Source organism: Rhodobacter ferrooxidans, assembly GCF_000176015.1.
Lineage (GTDB): Bacteria > Pseudomonadota > Alphaproteobacteria > Rhodobacterales > Rhodobacteraceae > Pseudorhodobacter_B > Pseudorhodobacter_B ferrooxidans.
Map to the genome: position 1 here is coordinate 26,070 of NZ_ACYY01000007.1, position 18,322 is coordinate 44,391.

An 18,322-nucleotide genomic window follows, 5' to 3' on the forward strand; every position below is an offset into this window, starting at 1 on the left:
GGGATCACTCGGGTGCCACCTGAGCCGCCCAGTCGCGGCCCTTGAACCAGTAGTCGTAACGCTCGGTCAGGAAACCATCGGCCCAGCGGGCGTCGATCCAGTCGTTGAAGGCGGCCTGGCTGGCCGGATCGCCCTTGCGCAGCGCAAAGGCCTCGTCGCTTTGCGACACCGCCGGTTCCAGGATGCGGGCCAGCGCCGGGTCACGTTCAACCAGCAGCGCCGGTGTGGGCGTCGAGGTGAAGATCGCCTTGGCGTTGCCGTTGAAGAACTCTTGTATCTGCATGTTCTCGTCGTCGAACAGCAGGGCGGTCGCCTGCGGGAAGAAGGCCTGCGGATTGGCCGAAGAGCCGCGCCGGGCCGAGATGGTGACGCCCGCCGCGTTCACCTGCTCCAGCGTGGTGATCTCGGGCGCGACGTTGGCGTTGACCACCACATAGGTCTGCGAATGTTCGTAGGGCTTGGTGAAATCGACGGTTTGTGCCCGTTCCTCGGTGATGGTCAGCCCGCCGATCACCACATCGAACTGCCCCGCCACCAGCGACGGGATGATGGCATCCCAGGCGGTCGGCACCAGCTCCAGCTCTACCCCCAGATCGGCGGCAAGTCGGGTGGCGACATCGACCTCGAACCCCACCAGCGCGCCGTCCTTGTTCACGAAAGCCCAGGGCACAAAGGTGCCAAGGCCGACGCGCAACACCTTGGTTTCCTTGATCTGGTCGATCACCGGCTTGTCTTCTGACCATGCTGGGGCGGCGAGGCCAAGGCCAAGGGCAAGGCTGATGGCGGTAAAGGCGCGTCTGTTCATCGGGGAAACCTTTCAGGATATCGTGCGGATGCGGGCCCCGCGGGCAGGGCCGGAAGTGCTGACATAGCGCCGCTCCAGCCTGCGGGCAAAGGCGGAAAGCGTCAGGGTGATGGTCAGGTAAAGCCCGGCCACCAGAAACCAGATCTCGAAGCTGAGGAAGTTGTCGGCGATGGCGTTGCGCCCGGCGGTGGTCAGTTCGGCAAGGGCGATCACCGAGACGATCGAGCTGTCCATCACCAGCGCCACCGCCGAGGAGGTCAGCGGCGGCAGCATGGCGCGCAGGGCTTGCGGCAGCACGATCAACCGGTAGGTCTGCGGGCGGGTCAGGCCCAGCGAGGCCGCCGCCTCCCACTGGGTCAGTGCCACGCCAAGGATGCCCGCGCGGATGATCTCCGACAGGAAGGCCGCCTCGAACAGCGCCAGCGCCAGCACGCCGGCCCAGAACCGCTCGATCCCCAGCAGCGGGGCGATGGCGAAGTAGAACATGCTGATCTGCACGATCAGCGGCGTGTTGCGGATCACCTCGACATAGGCCCGCGCCAGCCAGCGGCCCGAGATGGAATTGGACAGCCGCAAGATCGCGGTGATCAGGGCGATCACCAGTGCGATGACCCCGGCAAGGGCGGCGATGCGCAGCGTTTGGCCAAGGCCGATCAGCAAGGGGCCGGGAACGGGCGTGCCGTCCTGCCAGCGCAGCACAAAGCCAAAGGCCCGCGCCCATTGCCAGTCGTAGGGCAAGGTGCTGCCGCCCAGCCACAGCAGCAGCGCCAGAACGGCAAGCACCAGCGCCATGCGGGCCTGGTCGCGGCGCGGGCTGGGGCCGGGGAAGGGTCTGGGTGCCGATGTCATCGCGGCAAGGGTGTCACGCCGGGGCGGGATTGGCTACCGCAGAATCTGCCGTTTGGCGTTGGAGCCTCCGGCGGGGGTGAAGGCCGTCTCGGAAACGCTCGAGTGGAGCGTTTCAGGCCGGAACGCGCGGAGCGCCGGGCAGAGAAGAATGTAGGGAGTCAGGGGACGCGAATCTCGATCAGTCGGGGGCCCGCGTGGCGGGTGGCGAGGGCTTTGCGCAGGGCGGCGGGTTTGTTGGGGATGCTGGTGAAGGGCAGGTCGCAGGCGGCGGCGAAGGGTTCCAGGTTCAAGGGCGAGGGGGTGCAGCCGGTGACGGGGACGCCTGCGGCAGTCATCGCCTCGGCGATCTCGCGGAAACCGGCGTTGTTCCAGACCACGAAGCTGATCGGCAGGCCCTCGTCCACGGCGGTGCGCAACTCGCCGGGGCTGAACTGAAGGCCGCCGTCACCGATCAGGCAGATGATTTCGCTGCCGGGGGCGGCAAGGGCTGCGCCGACGGCGGCACCGGGCCCATAGCCCAGCGCGCCATAGCCGGTGGCGGCGTTGAACCAGCCGCCGGGGCGGTCGTGGTCGTAGAAAAGGTTGCCCGCGTAAATCGGCTGGGTGCTGTCGCCGACGATGATGCTGCGGGGCAGGGCGGCGCGCATCGCCTCCAGCATCGTCAGTTGCTGTTGCAGGGCGGGCGGCAGTTCGGCACGGGCCGCCGTGCGTGCGGCCTCGGCACGGGCGGGGCCGTCGCTTTGGCGAGGTGCCAGCACGGCCAGCAGCGCCGCCATCGCCGCCCCGGCATCGGCTTGCAGCGTCATTGCCGCGGGGTGGCGGGCAAGCTGGTCGGCGCAAAGGTCGATGCGGATCATCCCCGACAGCTCGGGCAGGCCGCCGCGCACATACATGTCGTAATCGGTGGGGCCAAGCTCGGTGCCGATGGCCAGCACCTGATCGGCGGCGGCAATCAGGGCGCGCACCGCATCAAGGCTGGGGCTGGCGGCAACGGTGAGCGGATGGCCGTGCATCAGGCCACGGGCGTTGACGGTCTGCACCACAGGTGCGTCCAGCCGCTCGGCCAGTGCCTGCAACGCCGCCCCGACATGGCGGGTGCCGCCACCGGCCAGGATCAGCGGGCGTTTCGCCTGTGCCAGCCTTGCCGCAGCGCGTTTGATCGCGGCGGAGTCGGCTTGCGCAGGCGCCGGGGGGGCGGCTGGCGGGCGCAGATCGGCCGAAGCCAGCGCCATCACATCGGTCGGCACCTGCAGATGCACCGGGCCGGGGCGGTCGGAGTTCAGGGCGGCGAAGGCGCGGCTCAGGGTGCGATCCAGCGTCTCGGCATTGGTGACCTGAAAACTGGGGCAAAGCGCGGCCACCATCGCCGTCTGGTCGGGTAACTCGTGCAGCAGGCCAAGGTTGTGGCCCTGGCTGGAGCGGCGGTTGACGCCCGAGATCACCAGCATGGGCACCGAGTCCGCCCGCGCCTGCGCCATCGCGGTCAGCGCGTTGGTGAGACCCGGGCCGGTGATGACGAAGGCCACGCCGGGCTTGCCCGACACCCGCGCATAGCCGTCGGCCATGAAGGCGGCCCCCTGTTCATGCCGGGCGGTGACGTGGCGGATGCCGGAACCGGGCAGGCCGCGGTAAAGCTCGATGGTGTGCACGCCGGGGATGCCGAACACCACCTGAACCCCGCGGGCGTGCAGACCGGCCACCAGCGCCTGACCGACCGTGGTCATGCGGCGTCCTTTCCCAAAGCCCCGGCAAAGCAGGCAATCCGGTCGCAAGCCTCGGAGATCAGGTCGTCTTCCTGGGTCAGGCTGAGGCGCAGCCAGCCTGCAAGGCCAGCGCCGAAAGACTCGCCGGGCATCACCGCGACGCCTTTGGTTTCCAGCAGCCCGGCGGCGAAATCCTCGCCCGAAAGCCCGGTGTTGCGCACGTCGATCAGCGCGAACATCCCCGCTTCGGGGCGGTTGACCGCAAGCCCGGCCACACCGTCCAGCCGCCGGGCGATCAGGGCGGCGCGGCGCTGGAACCGTTCGGCCATACCGGCGGCGATGGGGGAGGTCTGCGACACCGCCTGCGCCGTCATGTCGGCGATGAAGGGCTGGTTGCCGAACAGCATGGTTTCCGACAGCGGCAAAAGCCGGGCGGTGAAATCGGCAGGGCCGATGCACCAGCCGGAACGGAAACCCGGCGCGGCGTGGGATTTGGAGATCGAGCAGGCCACGATCACCCGGTCGGCCAGCGCCGGATCGTCCAAGGGCGAGGCGAAATCGGTGCCCTGAAACACCAGCTCCTCATAGACCTCGTCGCACAGGATCCACAGATCATGCGCCAGCGCCAGCGCGCCGATGGCGGCAATCTCGGCCCGGTGCAGCACGGCGCCGGTGGGGTTGTGCGGCGAGTTCAGGAAAATCACCCGGCTGCGGGGGGTGATGCGGGCGGCGATATCCTCGGCCTGCATCCGGAAGCCGTGTTCGGGGCGCAGCGGCACCGGCACCAAGGTTGCCCCGGTGGCGGCAATCAGGCCTTCATAGGTGGCATACATCGGGTCGCCCACCAGCACTTCGTCGCCCGCCTCGGCCAGCGCCAGCAGCACGGCAAAAAGCGTGGTCTGGGTGCCGGGAAAGCACATCACCTGATCGGTGGTGATCTCGCGCCCGCGCCGGGCGGTGTAGCGGTCGGCCAGCGCGCGCAGCAGGGCAGGCTCGCCGCGGCCGTTGGAATAGCCGGTGCGGCCGGCCAGCTTCGCCGCGGTGGCAGTGCGCATCAACTCGGGCGGCGTCGGCACATCCGGCTCGCCGATGGTCAGCTCGATGATCGGGCGGCCCTCGGCCTTCAGGGCGCGGGCGCGGGCGTGGATCGTCCATTTGGCGCCGCCAAGGCCGTCGAGCCGGTCGGTGATCGAGGCGTATTTCATCGCAGTTCCTTTATTTTCAAGGCTTTGGCAGGTGCGGCAGCAGGTCGATCCCCAGAATGGCTCCGACCGAAGTCACGCCGATCCGCGCCAATTCGTCCGGGCCGAACTGGTGCGGCGCAGCCCCGCCTTCCAGCCACAGCCCGTCGATCACCGCATTGCAGGCAATCGCCTGCGCCCGCAGGGTGGCGGCGTCAGTATCGCGGGGCAGGGCGGCGATCAACCCCTGCAACAGGTCGCGGTAATGCAGATAGGTCGCCTCGTGCACCGCCGCCATCGCCGGGTCGCGCTGCACCATGTGGATGAACCCGGCCCACAGGCCCATCGACGCGGGGTCCACCACCGGCGGGCGCAACGAGGCCGCCACAAACGCCGCCAGCCGTGCCTCGGGGGCCTCGGGGGCGGTCTCCAGAACCGAGGCGTTGTCGGCGTTCATCGCGTCCATCATCGCGCGATAGGCGGCGCGGGTCAGGTCTTCCTTGCTTTGGAAATAGTGCCGGATCAGCCCCGGCGTCACTCCGGCGCGGTCGGCAATGGCGCGCACGGTGGCAGCCCCGGTGCCGCCCTCGGCCACCAGCTCCAGCGCCGCGGCGATCAGCGCATCCCGCCTGCGCTCCTCGCCCTCGCGCCGAAATTTCCGCCGCTCGCCGGTCACCGGATTGCCCCCTTATTATACGCTTGCATAATTGCAGGGGAGGCGGCTAACTTCAACCTCGATTCCGCCGGGGCCCTGATGCATAGCGACATTCCGCCACAGTTTTCCTTTTACCCCGAGACCCAGCGGCCGGAAGCCATCCGGATCGAAAATCTGCACAAATCTTTCGGCAAACTGGAAGTGCTGAAAGGCGTGTCGCTGACCGCGCGCGAAGGCGATGTGGTGGCGATCATCGGCGGCTCGGGGTCGGGCAAATCGACCATGCTGCGCTGCATCAACTTTCTGGAAAACCCCACCTCAGGCCGGATCGTGATCGGCGGCGAGGTGGTGGCGTTGCGCCCCGACGGTGGCCCCGCCGACCGCCGCCAGATCGAGAAACTGCGCCAGCATCTTGGCATGGTGTTCCAGCAGTTCAACCTGTGGACCCACAAGACCATTCTGGAAAACCTGATCGAAGTGCCGGTGCATGTGCTGGGCACGCCAAAAGCCGAGGCCGTGGCGCGGGCCGAGGCGTTGCTGGCCCGTGTTGGCCTGGCGGAAAAGGCGCAGACCTATCCGGCCTTCCTGTCGGGCGGCCAGCAGCAGCGCGCCGCCATTGCCCGCGCCCTGGCCATCGAACCCCGCGCCATGCTTTTCGACGAACCGACCAGCGCTCTGGACCCCGAACTGGTGGGCGAGGTGCTGGGGGTGATCCGCGATCTGGCCGCCGAGGGGCGCACGATGATCCTGGTCACCCACGAGATGAAATTCGCCCGCGAGGTCGCCAGCCACGTCATCTACCTGTACAATGGCGTGATCGAGGAGGAAGGCCCGCCCGAAGCGCTGTTCGGCGCGCCGAAATCCGACCGGCTGAAGCAATTCCTGAAATCCGTTTCCTGAAATCCGGGGCCAACCCGGATCATCTTCAACAGAGAGGCCTACCTGATGAAAAAGACCATCCTGACCGTCGCCGCCCTGCTGCTGGGCACCGCCGCCGTTGCCGCCCCGATCAAGGTCGGCATCGCCGCCGAGCCCTATCCGCCGTTTGCCAGCCCCGATGCCGCAGGCAACTGGGTCGGCTGGGAGGTGGACATGATCGGCGCGGTCTGCAAGGCGGCGGAACTGGAGTGCGTGGTGACGCCGGTGGCCTGGGACGGCATCATCCCGTCGCTGACCGGCGGGCAGATCGACGCCATCATGGCCTCGATGTCGATCACCGAGGAACGGATGCAGACCATTGATTTTTCGGACAAATATTACAATACGCCGACGGTGATCGTGGCGGCCAAAGGTGCTGCCATCACCCCGGATGCCGAAGGTTTGAAAGGCAAGATCATCGGCGTTCAGGTTTCCACCGTGCACGAGGCCTATGTGCAGGCGCATTTCGCGGCCACCGCGGCCGAGATCAAGATCTACCAGACCCAGGACGAGGCCGATCAGGATCTTGCCGCCGGGCGGATCGACGCGACGCAGGCCGACAGCATCGCGCTGGATGCCTTCCTGGCCACCGATGCCGGCAAGGCCTGCTGCGAGGTGATGGGGGCGGTGGCCGATGATCCGGCGATTCTGGGCCTTGGTGTCGGCGTCGGGCTGCGCAAGGGCGAGGAGGAACTGAAGGCCAAGTTCAACGCGGGCATCGCCAAGGTGCTGGCCGACGGCACCTACGAGGCGATCTCGAAGCCCTACTTCGCCTCGTCGATCTACGGCGGCTGAGGCTTAGATGCTGGGGATCATCGGGGCCACCGCGGCGGCCTCGACCCTTGATCTGCTGGCATGGTCGCCCCCCGGCTGGGGGGCGAACCTGTTGCGCGGGCTGCTGAATTCGATCCTGATCGCCACTGGCGCCTTCTGGCTGGGGGCGGCGATCGGCATCTGCGGCGCTTATGGCAAGCTTTACGGCGGCCCGGTGCTGCGCGACCTGCTGGCGGTTTATACCACGGTGGTGCGGGCGGTGCCGGAGCTGGTGCTGATCCTGATCCTTTACTATGCGGGCACCGATGCGGTGAACCAGATGTTGGTGGCACTGGGCTACGAGCGTATCCAGCTTTCCGGTCTTGCCGCCGGGATCGGCGTGCTGGGCATCGTGCAGGGCGCCTATGCCACCGAGGTGTTGCGCGGCGCCATTCTGGCAGTGCCCGCGGGCCAGATCGAGGCGGCGCGGGCGATGGGGATGCCGCCGGTTCTGCTGGCCCGCCGCATCACCCTGCCCGCGATGCTGAGTTTCGCGCTGCCCGGGCTGGCCAATCTGTGGCTGGTGGCGACCAAGGATACCGCCCTGCTGGCGGTGGTGGGTTTTGCCGAACTGACGCAGGAAACAAGGCAGGCGGCGGGGGCGACCAAGGCCTATTTCACCTTCTTCATGGCGGCGGGGGTGCTGTATCTGGCGATCTCGCTGGGGTCGGGGCTGGTATTCGGGCGGCTTGAGGCCTGGGCGCGGCGCGGCCAGCCCGGTGTGGGCGGGGCGTCGAAATGAGGGCGCTGTTGCAACCGCACCGGGTGGTGATGCTGGTGCTGGCCTTGGCGCTGGTGGTGTGGTGCGTGCTGAACCTGCGCTGGGACTGGCTGCCGAAATACTTGCCGATGATCGGGCAGGGCATCTGGCGCACCATCTGGATATTGGTCGTCACCACCGTGCTGGGCATGGCGCTGGCGGTGCCCCTGGGGCTGGCGCAGGCGGTGGGGCCGTGGTTTCTGGCCGCCCCGGCGCGGGTGTTCTGCACCGTCATTCGCGGCACGCCGCTGCTGTTGCAGCTTTGGCTGCTGTATTTCGGCTTGGGCTCGCTGTTCCCGCAGTTTCCCTGGATCAAGGACAGCAGCCTCTGGCCCTATCTGCGGCAGGCCTGGCCCTATGCGGTGCTGGCGTTGACGCTTTCCTTTGCCGGTTACGAGGGCGAGGTGATGCGCGGCGCCTTCAAGGGCGTGCAGCGCGGCCAGTTGGAGGCGGCGCGGGCGATGGGCATGCCGCGGCTGACCATCCTGCGCCGCATCTGGCTGCCGCAAGCCCTGCACCGCGCCCTGCCGACGCTGGGCGGCGAGGTGGTGCTGCAACTGAAGGCAACGCCGCTGGTGGCGACGATCACCGTGGTCGATATCTATTCGGTGGCCAGCCGGGTGCGGCAGGACACCTTCATCGTCTATGAACCGCTGCTGCTGCTGGCGGTGGTCTATATGGCCATCACCGGCCTGCTGGTGCTGGCCTTCCGCTGGCTGGAGCACCGGGTTCCGGCGCGGGTGGCCTGAGGCGGGTGGCGCAAAGCGTCAGAAGCTGAGATGCAGGCGCGGGGCAGGTGCGGTGGAGGGTGCAGCCTCGGGCACGATCCGGTCGACCTGGTGGCCCTCGGAGTCCGGCGCAGCGGGCGCATCGGCATCGGCATCATCGGCATCGGGCAGCCCGGCGTCAGCAGCTTCGACCAATGGCATATCGGCACTGTCCGCTTCGGCCTCGGCCTCCTCCGCCTCGGGCATATGCACCACCACCGGTTTCGGCATCAGATCATGCAGGAACAGGATCAGCTTTCGGTCCACGCAGAACGACGGCGGCGCCTCGATCTGGCCGTGCTGGGCCACCAGAAACGCCGTGCAGGACTTGTGGTCGGAACAGGCGGCGCAATGGCGCATCATCCGTTCCACCGCCCCAAGGCTGACAATATCCTTGGCCACAGAAACCTCCAGATCGACGCCCATTTCAAGCGCCATAAGTTCGATCTGGCCCTGATAGCCCTCGGGCGTGGGTGGCCGGGTGTTTGGCATCGACGCTTCCTCGCGGTTACCTGCAACCCACAGGCTGACAGATACCGGTTACCAAAGCGTGAAGCGTTTCAGACCCGCGCCACATCCTGATGGATGATCACATCGGCCATCGGATAATCGCGGATGATTGCCGCCTTCAACCCGGCCGCAATGGCATGCGCCTCGCGCAGCGACTGCTCACCATCCAGTTCCACATGCAGGTGCACGAAAATCTGGCTGCCCGCGGTGCGGGTCTTCAGGTCGTGAAAGCCGCGCACCCCCGGCCAGTCGCGCGCCAGCGCCGCGATGCCCGCGATCACCGCAGGGTCAGCGCGCCGATCCATCAGCGCGTCCCAGGCGCCCTTGCCGATCCGCACCGCCCCCAGCACCATCATCCCCGCCGCCGCCAGCGCCACCACCGAATCAATCTGCGCCATCCCAAAACGGCTGGAGGCCCAGAGCGAGGCAATCGCGCCGATGTTGGGCAGAAGGTCGCCCAGATAATGCAGCCGGTCGGCCTGCACCACCCGGCTGCCGGTGCGCCGCGCCACCCGGCCCTGCCACAGCACCAGCCCCAGCGTCAGCGCGATGGAAACCCCCATCACCACCATGCCGGTGGTTTCTTGCGTCAGCCGCCCGGCCTGCGGATCGGCCAGCCGCTGCACCGAAGCCCAACAGATCACCGCCGCCGAAATCAGGATGAACAAGGCTTGCCCAAGCGCCGACAGATCCTCGACCGAGGTGTGGCCGAAATGGTGATCCTCATCCGCAGGACGTGCTGCATAGATCAGTGCTGCCATCGCCCCCAGCGACACCATCAGATCCATGGCGCTATCGGCCAAGGATGCCGCCACCGACAAGGCGCCGGTCTCGCCCAAAGCCCAAAGCTTCAGCGCCACCAGCACGCCCGCCACCGCGACCGAGGCCAGCCCCGCCGACAGGTTCAGCCGGATACCATCTGGTTGTGCCATCTGCCGCCCCATGCGCGCCGCCCCGGATCGGGAAGCCGACAGCTACCCCGAACCGGCACCATAGCGCAAGCGGCGGCCAAGGCTACTCGATGACCTCGCCCGGATCGACGCCCCACAGCGCCGCCTTCGGCACCCAGCCCTTTTCACCGTCCACGGCAATGCGGCACCAGTCGGGCAGACATTCCAGCAGCTTGGCAATTACCCCAAGTTCGGCCTGCGCAATCACCTCGCCGTCAGGGGCAGGCCAGGCGTGAATACCCGCCATGTCCTGCGCCACCAGCACCGAGCGCACCCCCGACAGCAGCGAGTAATGCACCCAGCCGCCAGCCCCCTCGGCATCCTCGACCCGGCGCCAGTGCTCGTATTCGGCGGTGATGCGCAGCGGCATACCGACGCGGGTGAACACCCAGTCGATGCGATGCGTCAGCCCCGGCCCACGCCGCGCATTGCCCTCGCCATTCTTCAGCGTCACATAGCGTGGCAGCGGCAGATTGGTTACCGACCCGCGGTTGGGGTCGTGCTGCGGGGTCGCCACCACTGGCACCATGGCGGTCTCGGCGGCGGCCCGGGGCTGCACAACTGGCGCAATCACAGGCGCCGCCCCGGCAACGCCGGTCAGATCGGGCAGCGAGGTCTCGCCCGCCTCCTCGGCAGCGCCGATCTGTGCCATCGCCAAAGCGCCTGCGAAAAGCAGCGCCGCAACCCTGTTGCCAGCCGTCTTGCCGATCATCCTGCCTGCCCGCCCTTCAATCCGCAGCCCGCAAACGCGCCCGGATTTCGCCACTCGTGCCCAACCATTGTCGTCCGGGGCTTGTATGCCGCCCCACTTGGCGTCACCTTGCCACCACAAGGCCCGATTTGGAAGTGCAGTGAGGATCGTCATGCCCGCAGAACGCCTGAGTGTTGTCATTACGCGACGCTTGCCCGAGGTGGTGGAAACCCGGATGAAAGAGCTGTTCGACGTGGAACTGCGCGATCCCGATACGAAAATGACCCGCGACGAGCTGGCGGCGGCGATGCGGCGGGCCGATGTGCTGGTGCCCTGCATCACCGATCACATCGACGCAGGGCTGCTGGGGCAGGCGGGCGACAAGCTGAAGCTGATCGCCAACTACGGCGCGGGGGTCGATCATATCGACGTCTCCACCGCCCGGCAGCGCGGGATTCTGGTGTCGAACACCCCCGGCGTGATGACCGAGGATACCGCCGACATGACGCTGGCGCTGATCCTGGCGGTGACGCGGCGCATCCCCGAAGGTCTGGCCGAGATGCAGGCCGGGGCCTGGCAGGGCTGGGCGCCGATGGCGCATCTGGGCGGCCGGGTCGGCGGGCGGCGGCTGGGCATCCTCGGCATGGGTCGGATCGGTCAGGCGGTGGCGCGGCGGGCCAAGGCCTTCGGGATGCAGATCCACTACCACAACCGCAAGCGCCTGCGCCCGGAACTGGAGGCGGAACTGGAGGCGACCTACTGGGAATCGCTGGATCAGATGGTCAGCCGCATCGACATCCTGTCAATCAACTGCCCGCACACGCCCTCGACCTTCCACCTGATGAACGCGCGGCGGCTGAAGCTGATGAAACCCTCGGCGGTGATCGTCAACACCTCGCGCGGCGAGGTGATCGACGAAAACGCCCTGACCCGCGGCTTGCGGGCGGGCGAACTGGCAGGCGCCGGGCTCGATGTGTTCGAACATGGCCACGAGATCAACCCCCGCCTGCGCGAACTGCCCAACGTGGTGCTGCTGCCGCACATGGGTTCGGCCACCATCGAGGGCCGCACCGAGATGGGCGAGAAAGTCATCATCAATATCAAGACCTTCGCCGACGGCCACCGCCCGCCGGATCAGGTGCTGCCGGGGATGATGTAAGCCCCCTTCGCAGGGCTGGGCAGCGGATTTGAAACCCTTTGCCTGCCTCCATTCTCCTTTGTGCAAATATCCCGGGGTGAGGCGCGCCCGGAAAACCTTCCAGTGGAAGGTTTTCAGCGACGAACGCCTGGCCCGTGGCCGGGCTGGGGGGGCTGGCCCCCACCTGTCGCTGAAGTCAGAACCGCCCCGGCAGATAGGGCGCCATATCCACTTCGGTCGGACGCCCGGCGATCACGTCGCAGACCAGCCGCGCGGTGATCGGCGCCAGCGTCAGGCCGATGTGGCCGTGGCCATAGGCATGGATCACCTCGGCCCCGGCGCGCGACGGGCCGATCACCGGCAGGCTGTCGGGCATCGATGGACGGAACCCCATCCATTCGCGGTCCGGCGCGCCCAGGTCGGGAAAAATCGTCCGCGCGCCTTCCACCAGCCGGGCAATGCGATGCGGCGAGGGCGGGGCGGTCAGCCCGCCGAGTTCCACCGTGCCCGCCACCCGCAGCCGCCCGTCCATCGGGCACAGGTAAAATCCGCGCGCGGTCGGGCAGACCGGGCGGGAAAGCTTCGGCTGCGGCATCTCCCATTCCACGTGATAGCCGCGCTCGGTGTCCAGCGGCACCGCGTCGCCTGCCATGGCGGCCATGCGGCGGGAATGGGCACCAGCGGCGATCACTACCGTCCGGGCATGCAGTTGCAATCCCGGCCCGGTCAGCGCCACGCCATCGACCAGTCGCTGCAACTGTTCGACCCTTGCCGCGAGCAGTTCCACCCCCGCCGTGGTCACCGCCCCGGCCAGCAATTGCATCATCCGCCCCGGATCGGTCAGAAACCGCGCCTGCGGGAAAAACGCCCCTCCCGCCGCCGCGGGCAGGCCCGGCTCCAGCGCCGCCACCTGCGCCGGGTCCAAAGTCTCCACCGCAATGCCCAAACGGCGCCGCTGGTCCAGATCGGCGGCAGCACCGCGCAGGGCGACTTCGGTCTGATAAAGATACAGACAACCGCGCTGTTGCATCAGCGCCGCCCCGCCGATCTCGGCGGCGAGGTCGCGCCAGGAGGGCGAGGCCGTGGCCAGCAACGCCGCAATCGCCTGCGCATTGCGCGCGGCATGGCCGGGCAGGCACTGGCGGGCAAAGCGCATCAGCCAGGGCGCGAGGCTTGGCAAAGCCGTATGGCGGATCGACAGCGGCGAGTTGCGGTCGAACATCAAGGACGGCAGATTGCGCAGCACCCCCGGCGTGCCCACCGGCATCACCGCATAGTCGGCAACCGTTCCGGCATTGCCGTAAGACGCCCCCATCCCCGGCGGCGCGGGGTCGATCAACACCACCTCGCGGCCCGCTTGTGCCAGCCGCAAAGCGATGGTCATGCCGACGACGCCGGCACCGATCACGGCAATATCGGTGGTGCGGTGCTGGGTCATCGGCGCCTTTCGCTTGGCCGGGCTTTCATCAGCCCGGCCAAAGCCTTACATGCAGGCCTCGAACAAGGCCCGGGTGTTCTTCTTGGTCATCACCACCGGGTTGCCACCGCAGGACGGGTCTTCCAGCGCCATGTCGGTCAGCATGTCGAGATCGGCAAACTGCACGCCCATCGCCGACAGGTTGGCCGGGATGCCCAGCGCCGCGCGCAATTGCATCACCGCCTCGTGGAAGCCGGCATAACCGCCCTTCATGCCAAGGTAGGCCGCCAGCCGGTCGATCCGCTCCTCAATCTCCGCCCGGTTGTAGTCCAGCACCATCGGCATCACCACGGCGTTGGTGGTGCCGTGATGGGTGCCGTAAACCGCACCGATCGGGTGCGACAGGCTGTGAATCGCCCCCAGACCCTTCTGGAACGCCACCGCGCCCATGGCGGCTGCCGACATCATATGCGCCCGCGCATCCAGATCATTCGGGTTGGCATAAACCTTCGGCAGGTTCTCGAACACCAGCCGCATGCCCTCCAGCGCGATGCCCTGGCTCATCGGGTGGTAGAACGGGCTGCAATAGGCCTCCAGACAATGCGCCAGCGCGTCCATGCCGGTGCCTGCGGTGATGAATTTCGGCATCCCCACCGTCAAAGCCGGGTCGCAGATCGTCACCACCGGCAGCAGTTTGGGGTGGAAGATGATCTTCTTCTTGTGGGTGACCGAATTGGTCAGCACCCCGGCGCGACCCACTTCCGAGCCGGTCCCGGCGGTGGTCGGCACCGCGATGATCGGCGCGATCTTGCTGGCATCGGCGCGGGTATACCAGTCGTCGATATCCTCCAGCTCCCACACCGTCAGGGCTTTCGGCTGATGCGCCATCAGCGCGATCATCTTGCCCAGGTCCAGCGCCGAGCCGCCGCCAAAGCAGATTACCCCGTCATGCTTGCCCGCCAGATAGACCGCGATGCCCGCGGCCATGTTGGTCTCGTTCGGGTTCGGGTCAACGTCGGAAAACACCGCGCGACCCAGACCGCCTGCGTCCAGCACCGCCAGCGCGTTTGCGGTGATCGGCAGACTTGCCAGCGCCTTGTCGGTCACCAGCAAGGGCTTCTTGATCCCCGCAGCCTTGCAATGCTCGGCCAGTTCGGCCACCCGGCCGACGCCAAACTTGATCGCCGTGGGGTAGGACCAGTTCCGGTTGGGAACACTATGGGTCATTTCGTCACCTTCTTGAGATGGTAGGATTTCGGCCGCGTCACCGAATAGAAGCCCAGGATCGACAGGCTGCCACCGCGGCCGGTGTCCTTGCAGCCGGTCCAGCAGAGCGCCGGGTCGAGGTAATCGCAGCGGTTCATGAACACGGTGCCGGTTTCGACCTGCGCGCCGATGGTGGCGGCGGCTTCGGCGTCACTTGTCCAAATCGAACATGTCAGCCCGTAGGGGCTGTCATTCATCAGGGAAATCGCCTCGGCGTCGTCCTTGACTTTCATTATTCCAACAACCGGGCCAAAACTTTCCTCCATCATCACCCGCATGGAGTGATTGACGTTCACCAGAATCTGCGGGGCCAGATAGGCGCCACCGTCATCGGCGGGGAACAGAGCGGGGTCGATCAACGGCGTCGCTCCGGCGGCAATCGCCTCGGCGGTTTGCGCCCGCACCACGGCGGCGAACCGCTTGTTGGCCATCGGGCCAAGCGTGCTGGAGGCCTCAAACGGGTTGCCCAGTTTCAGCGCCTTCACCCAGGCCACCGATTTTTCCACGAAGGCGTCATACAGGCTTTCGTGCACATAAATCCGCTCGATGCCGCAGCAGCACTGACCGGCGTTGAACATCGCGCCATCCATCAGGCTGTCCACCGCCGCGTCCAGATCGGCATCGGCGCGGACATAGCCGGGGTCCTTGCCGCCCAGTTCCAGCCCCAGCCCGGTAAACGTGCCCGCCGCCGCCTTCTCCATCGCCGCCCCGCCGCCGACCGAGCCGGTGAAGTTGACAAAGTTGAAGGCGCGGCTGCCGATCAGGTGTTCGGTGGTGGCATGGTCCAGCACGACGTTCTGGAACACATCGGCAGGCACGCCCGCGGCATGGAACGCCTCGGCCAGCCGCTCGCCCACCAGCAGGGTCTGGCTCGCGTGTTTCAGCATCACGCTGTTGCCGGCGATCAGCGCCGGGGCCAGGGTGTTGATGGTGGTCAGATACGGGTAGTTCCACGGTGCGACGATGAACACCACGCCCACCGGCTCGCGCATGATGCGGCGTTCAAAGCGGTCCGAGCTTTCCGCAACGATCGGCGCCAGGGCGGATTCCGCGATGTCGGACATGTAATTGGTGCGGTCGTTGACCCCGCCAAACTCGCCGCCAAACCGGGTCGGGCGGCCCATCTGCCAGGCGAGTTCTTCAACCACCCGGTCCTTCATCTCGTTCAGCTTGGCCACCCCGGCCTTGACCAGCGCAATGCGTTCCGCCAGGGGCCGCGCCGCCCAGGGTTTCTGCGCCGCCCGGGCGCGCGCCACCGCCGCCACCGCGGCCTCGCGCGTTAAAGGCGTGCGTTCGGCATAGACCGAGCCGTCCACCGGCGAGATCAACTGGATAGGTTTCGTCATCGTTCCCTCACTTGGGCCACTCAGGCCCGGTCAAATCCCCGCGCCACTTCCCAATCGGTGACGACGCGGTTCTGTTCCGCAATTTCCCATTCGGCGGCGTGGCAATAGTGGTCCACCACCTCGCTGCCAAAGGCCGCGCGCAGCATGCGCGACTCGCGCAGCGCCGCCGCCGCCTCGCCCAGCGTTTTCGGTATCTCGCGCACCGCCCCCGCCTGATAGATGTCGCCGCGGGCCTCCGGTTCGAGTTCCATCTTCTGCTCGATGCCGTCCAGCCCCGCCGCCAGCAGCGCCGCACAGGCGAGGTAGGGGTTCAGGTCGGCGCCGCCGATCCGACATTCCACCCGCACTGCCTTGGTGCCCGCGCCACAAACCCGGAAGCCTGCGGTGCGGTTGTCAAGACTCCACACCGCCTTGGTGGGGGCGAACATGCCGACCACGAAGCGTTTGTAGCTGTTCACAAACGGCGCCAGAAAGTAGGTGATTTCCGCAGCATGCGCCAGTTGCCCGGCCATGTAGTGCTTCATCACAGCCGACATGCCGTGGCTGTCGGCGGCATCCTGAAACGCCGGTCTGCCATCCTGCCACAGGGATTGATGCACATGGCTGGAAGACCCGGCGCGGCGGTGGTCATACTTGGCCATGAAGGTGACCGAGGCGCCAGCGGCTTGCGCAATCTCTTTTACCCCGGTCTTGATGATCACATGCATGTCGGCGGTGTCCAGCGCGTCGGAGTATCTCGCGTTCACCTCCTCTTGCCCGGCGTCGGCTTCGCCCTTGGAACATTCGATCGGGATACCGGCGCCATAAAGCCCGTTGCGCACCGCCCGCATCACCCGCTCGTCGGCCGATGTGCCAAAAATCGAATAATCGACGTTGTGGCGGGCCATCGGGGTCAGGGTCTTGTAGCCACTGTCGAAAAGCGCGCTAAAGCTTTCCTCGAACAGGAAAAATTCCAGCTCGGTGGCCATCATCGCATCGAACCCCATCGCCTTGGCGCGGGCGACCTGAGCTTTCAAAATCGAACGTGGGGCATGCGGCACCGGCTGGTGGGTGTGATGGTCCAGCACGTCGCACATCACCATGGCGGTGCCCGGCATCCAGGGGATGCGGCGCAGGGTGGCAAGGTCGGGCTTCATCACATAATCGCCGTAACCCGCGGCCCAGGACGACGCCTTGTAGCCGGGAACGGTGACCATCTCCATGTCGGTGGCCAAGAGGTAGTTGCAGCAATGCGTCTCGTCATGGCCGCCGTTGACGAAGAAATTCGCCTCGAACCGCTTGCCCATCAGGCGGCCCTGCATATCGACGATACAGACGGCGACGGTGTCGATCTCGCCACGCGCCACGGCGTCGATCAGCGCGTCGAAGGTCAGGTTTGCAGGCATGTCGCGCCTCGTTCCTTAGCGGGTCTATGCCCCGGCAAGGGGCGGAGAAGCGGGGCCAGCAAATGCCGACCCCGCCAATTGCATCAGCCAAAGCGATAGGGCACGCCGGCCTTGGTCATGGTTTCATTGTATTGCTTGATGACCGCCACCACCTTGGCCTTGACCTCGGATTCCGCGGCGATCTCGTCCCAGAACTTCACCGCCTCGGCCTCGACATTGGCCCATTCGGCATCGGGGATGGTGGTCAGCTTCAGCTTGGTCTCGTTGACCCGCAGCCTGGCCTCGCCCGCCCAATACCAGTGCTGGCGGTAGTAGTGCGATTGTTCGAAGCAGACCTTCAGCAGTTCCTGCAGATGCGGTGGCACCTCGTTCCAGCGGTCCATGTTGGCGAAGAAATGGCCGATCCAGGCGCCCGAGATGTTGTTGGTCAGGAAATACTCGGTCACGTTGGCCCAGCCCACCGTGTAATCCTCGGTGATGCCCGACCAGGCGATGCCGTCCAGCTCGCCGGTTTGCAGTGCCACTTCGACATCTTCCCACGGCAGCGTCACCGGCACCACGCCGAAGCGGGTCAGGAACCGGCCCGCGGTCGGGAAGGTGAACACCCGCTTGCCCTGCAGGTCGGCCAGGGAGTTGATCGGGGTCTTGGTGGCAAAGTTGCACGGATCCCACGACCCGGCGCTGATGTGCTGCACGCCGACCTTGGCGTATTCTTCCTTCCAGATCGCATCCAGACCGTAGCTGTTGAACAGCGCGGGCACATCCAGCGAGTAGCGCAGCGCCAGCGGGAAATAGCCGCCGAACACTGTGACTTCGGTGGGCGAAGCCATGCTGTCGTCATCGGATTGCACGGCGTCGATGGTGCCCGACTGCATCGCCTGGAACAGCTCGCCCGTGGGCACAAGCTGGTCGGCGAAATACAATTCGATGTTCATCTGGCCTTCGGCGATCTTGTTGAAGCTGTCGATCGCCGGCTTGATCACATGCTCGCCCAAGGCGGCACCGGCATAGGTTTGCAGCCGCCACTTGATCGGGGCGGCCTGGGCGCGCACCACAGGTGCTGCCAGCGTGGCCGCACCCGCAGCCAGCGCGCCGGTGGTCAGGAACTTGCGTCTTGTGGTCATGGAAGCCTCCGTTGGTTGGGGTTGGCGGGGGCGGTTCTGCCCGC

General features: G+C 66.7%; 18 protein-coding genes. 5 read left to right on the forward strand and 13 right to left on the reverse strand.

Annotated elements, in window-relative coordinates:
• Positions 1–4: 4 nt before the first annotated feature.
• The 5 genes from RSW2DRAFT_RS06830 to RSW2DRAFT_RS06850 all read right to left on the reverse strand — a co-directional run bounded on the left by RSW2DRAFT_RS06830 (position 5) and on the right by RSW2DRAFT_RS06850 (position 5,214).
• Positions 5–805 (reverse strand): transporter substrate-binding domain-containing protein, encoded by an 801-nt coding sequence (locus tag RSW2DRAFT_RS06830; RefSeq protein WP_008029371.1) that lies wholly within the window; start codon positions 803–805, stop codon positions 5–7.
• 12 nt (positions 806–817) lie between these two features.
• Entirely contained in the window at positions 818–1,597 is a 780-nt protein-coding gene (locus RSW2DRAFT_RS06835; RefSeq protein ID WP_008029372.1) for an amino acid ABC transporter permease, read from the reverse strand.
• Positions 1,598–1,812: 215 nt separating this feature from the next.
• Positions 1,813–3,378 carry a 5-guanidino-2-oxopentanoate decarboxylase gene (locus RSW2DRAFT_RS06840; RefSeq protein ID WP_008029374.1) on the reverse strand — a complete coding sequence of 522 codons (1,566 nt, stop codon included), beginning with the start codon at positions 3,376–3,378 and terminating at the stop codon, positions 1,813–1,815.
• Positions 3,375–4,562 (reverse strand): pyridoxal phosphate-dependent aminotransferase, encoded by a 1,188-nt coding sequence (locus RSW2DRAFT_RS06845; protein WP_008029375.1) that lies wholly within the window; start codon positions 4,560–4,562, stop codon positions 3,375–3,377. The genes RSW2DRAFT_RS06840 and RSW2DRAFT_RS06845 overlap by 4 nt, the downstream gene beginning before the upstream one ends.
• Before the next feature lie 16 nt (positions 4,563–4,578).
• On the reverse strand, positions 4,579–5,214 hold the full coding sequence (locus RSW2DRAFT_RS06850) for a TetR family transcriptional regulator C-terminal domain-containing protein (protein ID WP_008029377.1): 636 nt from the start codon (positions 5,212–5,214) through the stop codon (positions 4,579–4,581).
• 78 nt (positions 5,215–5,292) lie between these two features.
• Here RSW2DRAFT_RS06850 and RSW2DRAFT_RS06855 point away from each other — a divergent pair, with 78 nt between their 5' ends.
• The 4 genes from RSW2DRAFT_RS06855 to RSW2DRAFT_RS06870 are packed head-to-tail and all read left to right on the forward strand — an operon-like array spanning position 5,293 to position 8,433.
• Positions 5,293–6,093 carry an ABC transporter ATP-binding protein gene (locus tag RSW2DRAFT_RS06855; protein ID WP_008029379.1) on the forward strand — a complete coding sequence of 267 codons (801 nt, stop codon included), beginning with the start codon at positions 5,293–5,295 and terminating at the stop codon, positions 6,091–6,093.
• A 45-nt stretch (positions 6,094–6,138) separates the two neighbouring features.
• Complete coding sequence (locus RSW2DRAFT_RS06860; RefSeq protein ID WP_008029380.1) at positions 6,139–6,906, forward strand: transporter substrate-binding domain-containing protein; 768 nt, start codon at positions 6,139–6,141, stop codon at positions 6,904–6,906.
• A gap of 7 nt (positions 6,907–6,913) precedes the next feature.
• Complete coding sequence (locus RSW2DRAFT_RS06865) at positions 6,914–7,666, forward strand: ABC transporter permease (protein ID WP_008029382.1); 753 nt, start codon at positions 6,914–6,916, stop codon at positions 7,664–7,666.
• Entirely contained in the window at positions 7,663–8,433 is a 771-nt protein-coding gene (locus RSW2DRAFT_RS06870) for an ABC transporter permease (RefSeq protein ID WP_008029383.1), read from the forward strand. The genes RSW2DRAFT_RS06865 and RSW2DRAFT_RS06870 overlap by 4 nt, the downstream gene beginning before the upstream one ends.
• An 18-nt stretch (positions 8,434–8,451) precedes the next feature.
• On the opposite strand, the gene RSW2DRAFT_RS06875 is transcribed toward RSW2DRAFT_RS06870, so the two are convergent.
• From RSW2DRAFT_RS06875 to RSW2DRAFT_RS06885, 3 genes are all read right to left on the reverse strand, one after another.
• Positions 8,452–8,943: a DUF6455 family protein gene (locus RSW2DRAFT_RS06875; protein WP_008029384.1), complete on the reverse strand. Its 492-nt coding sequence runs from the start codon at positions 8,941–8,943 to the stop codon at positions 8,452–8,454.
• A gap of 68 nt (positions 8,944–9,011) precedes the next feature.
• Entirely contained in the window at positions 9,012–9,893 is an 882-nt protein-coding gene (locus RSW2DRAFT_RS06880; protein ID WP_040671804.1) for a cation diffusion facilitator family transporter, read from the reverse strand.
• Positions 9,894–9,975: 82 nt separating this feature from the next.
• Positions 9,976–10,623 carry an SH3 domain-containing protein gene (locus RSW2DRAFT_RS06885; RefSeq protein WP_040671772.1) on the reverse strand — a complete coding sequence of 216 codons (648 nt, stop codon included), beginning with the start codon at positions 10,621–10,623 and terminating at the stop codon, positions 9,976–9,978.
• Between the two features lie 151 nt (positions 10,624–10,774).
• Between RSW2DRAFT_RS06885 and RSW2DRAFT_RS06890 the strand changes: the two genes are divergently transcribed.
• Positions 10,775–11,761 carry a 2-hydroxyacid dehydrogenase gene (locus RSW2DRAFT_RS06890; RefSeq protein ID WP_008029387.1) on the forward strand — a complete coding sequence of 329 codons (987 nt, stop codon included), beginning with the start codon at positions 10,775–10,777 and terminating at the stop codon, positions 11,759–11,761.
• Positions 11,762–11,936: 175 nt separating this feature from the next.
• On the opposite strand, the gene RSW2DRAFT_RS06895 is transcribed toward RSW2DRAFT_RS06890, so the two are convergent.
• The 5 genes from RSW2DRAFT_RS06895 to RSW2DRAFT_RS06915 all read right to left on the reverse strand — a co-directional run bounded on the left by RSW2DRAFT_RS06895 (position 11,937) and on the right by RSW2DRAFT_RS06915 (position 18,278).
• On the reverse strand, positions 11,937–13,178 hold the full coding sequence (locus tag RSW2DRAFT_RS06895; protein ID WP_008029389.1) for an NAD(P)/FAD-dependent oxidoreductase: 1,242 nt from the start codon (positions 13,176–13,178) through the stop codon (positions 11,937–11,939).
• Positions 13,179–13,223: 45 nt separating this feature from the next.
• Positions 13,224–14,384, reverse strand: coding sequence for an iron-containing alcohol dehydrogenase (locus RSW2DRAFT_RS06900; protein WP_008029392.1), 1,161 nt, complete (start codon positions 14,382–14,384; stop codon positions 13,224–13,226).
• The gene (locus RSW2DRAFT_RS06905; RefSeq protein ID WP_008029394.1) at positions 14,381–15,769 is read right to left on the reverse strand and encodes an aldehyde dehydrogenase family protein; all 1,389 of its coding nucleotides are present in this window, start codon (positions 15,767–15,769) and stop codon (positions 14,381–14,383) included. The genes RSW2DRAFT_RS06900 and RSW2DRAFT_RS06905 overlap by 4 nt, the downstream gene beginning before the upstream one ends.
• Positions 15,770–15,789: 20 nt before the next feature.
• Positions 15,790–17,154, reverse strand: a complete 1,365-nt coding sequence (locus RSW2DRAFT_RS06910) for a glutamine synthetase family protein (protein ID WP_008029396.1) — start codon at positions 17,152–17,154, stop codon at positions 15,790–15,792.
• Positions 17,155–17,237: 83 nt separating this feature from the next.
• Positions 17,238–18,278 (reverse strand): TRAP transporter substrate-binding protein, encoded by a 1,041-nt coding sequence (locus tag RSW2DRAFT_RS06915; protein WP_008029398.1) that lies wholly within the window; start codon positions 18,276–18,278, stop codon positions 17,238–17,240.
• Positions 18,279–18,322 lie beyond the last annotated feature (44 nt).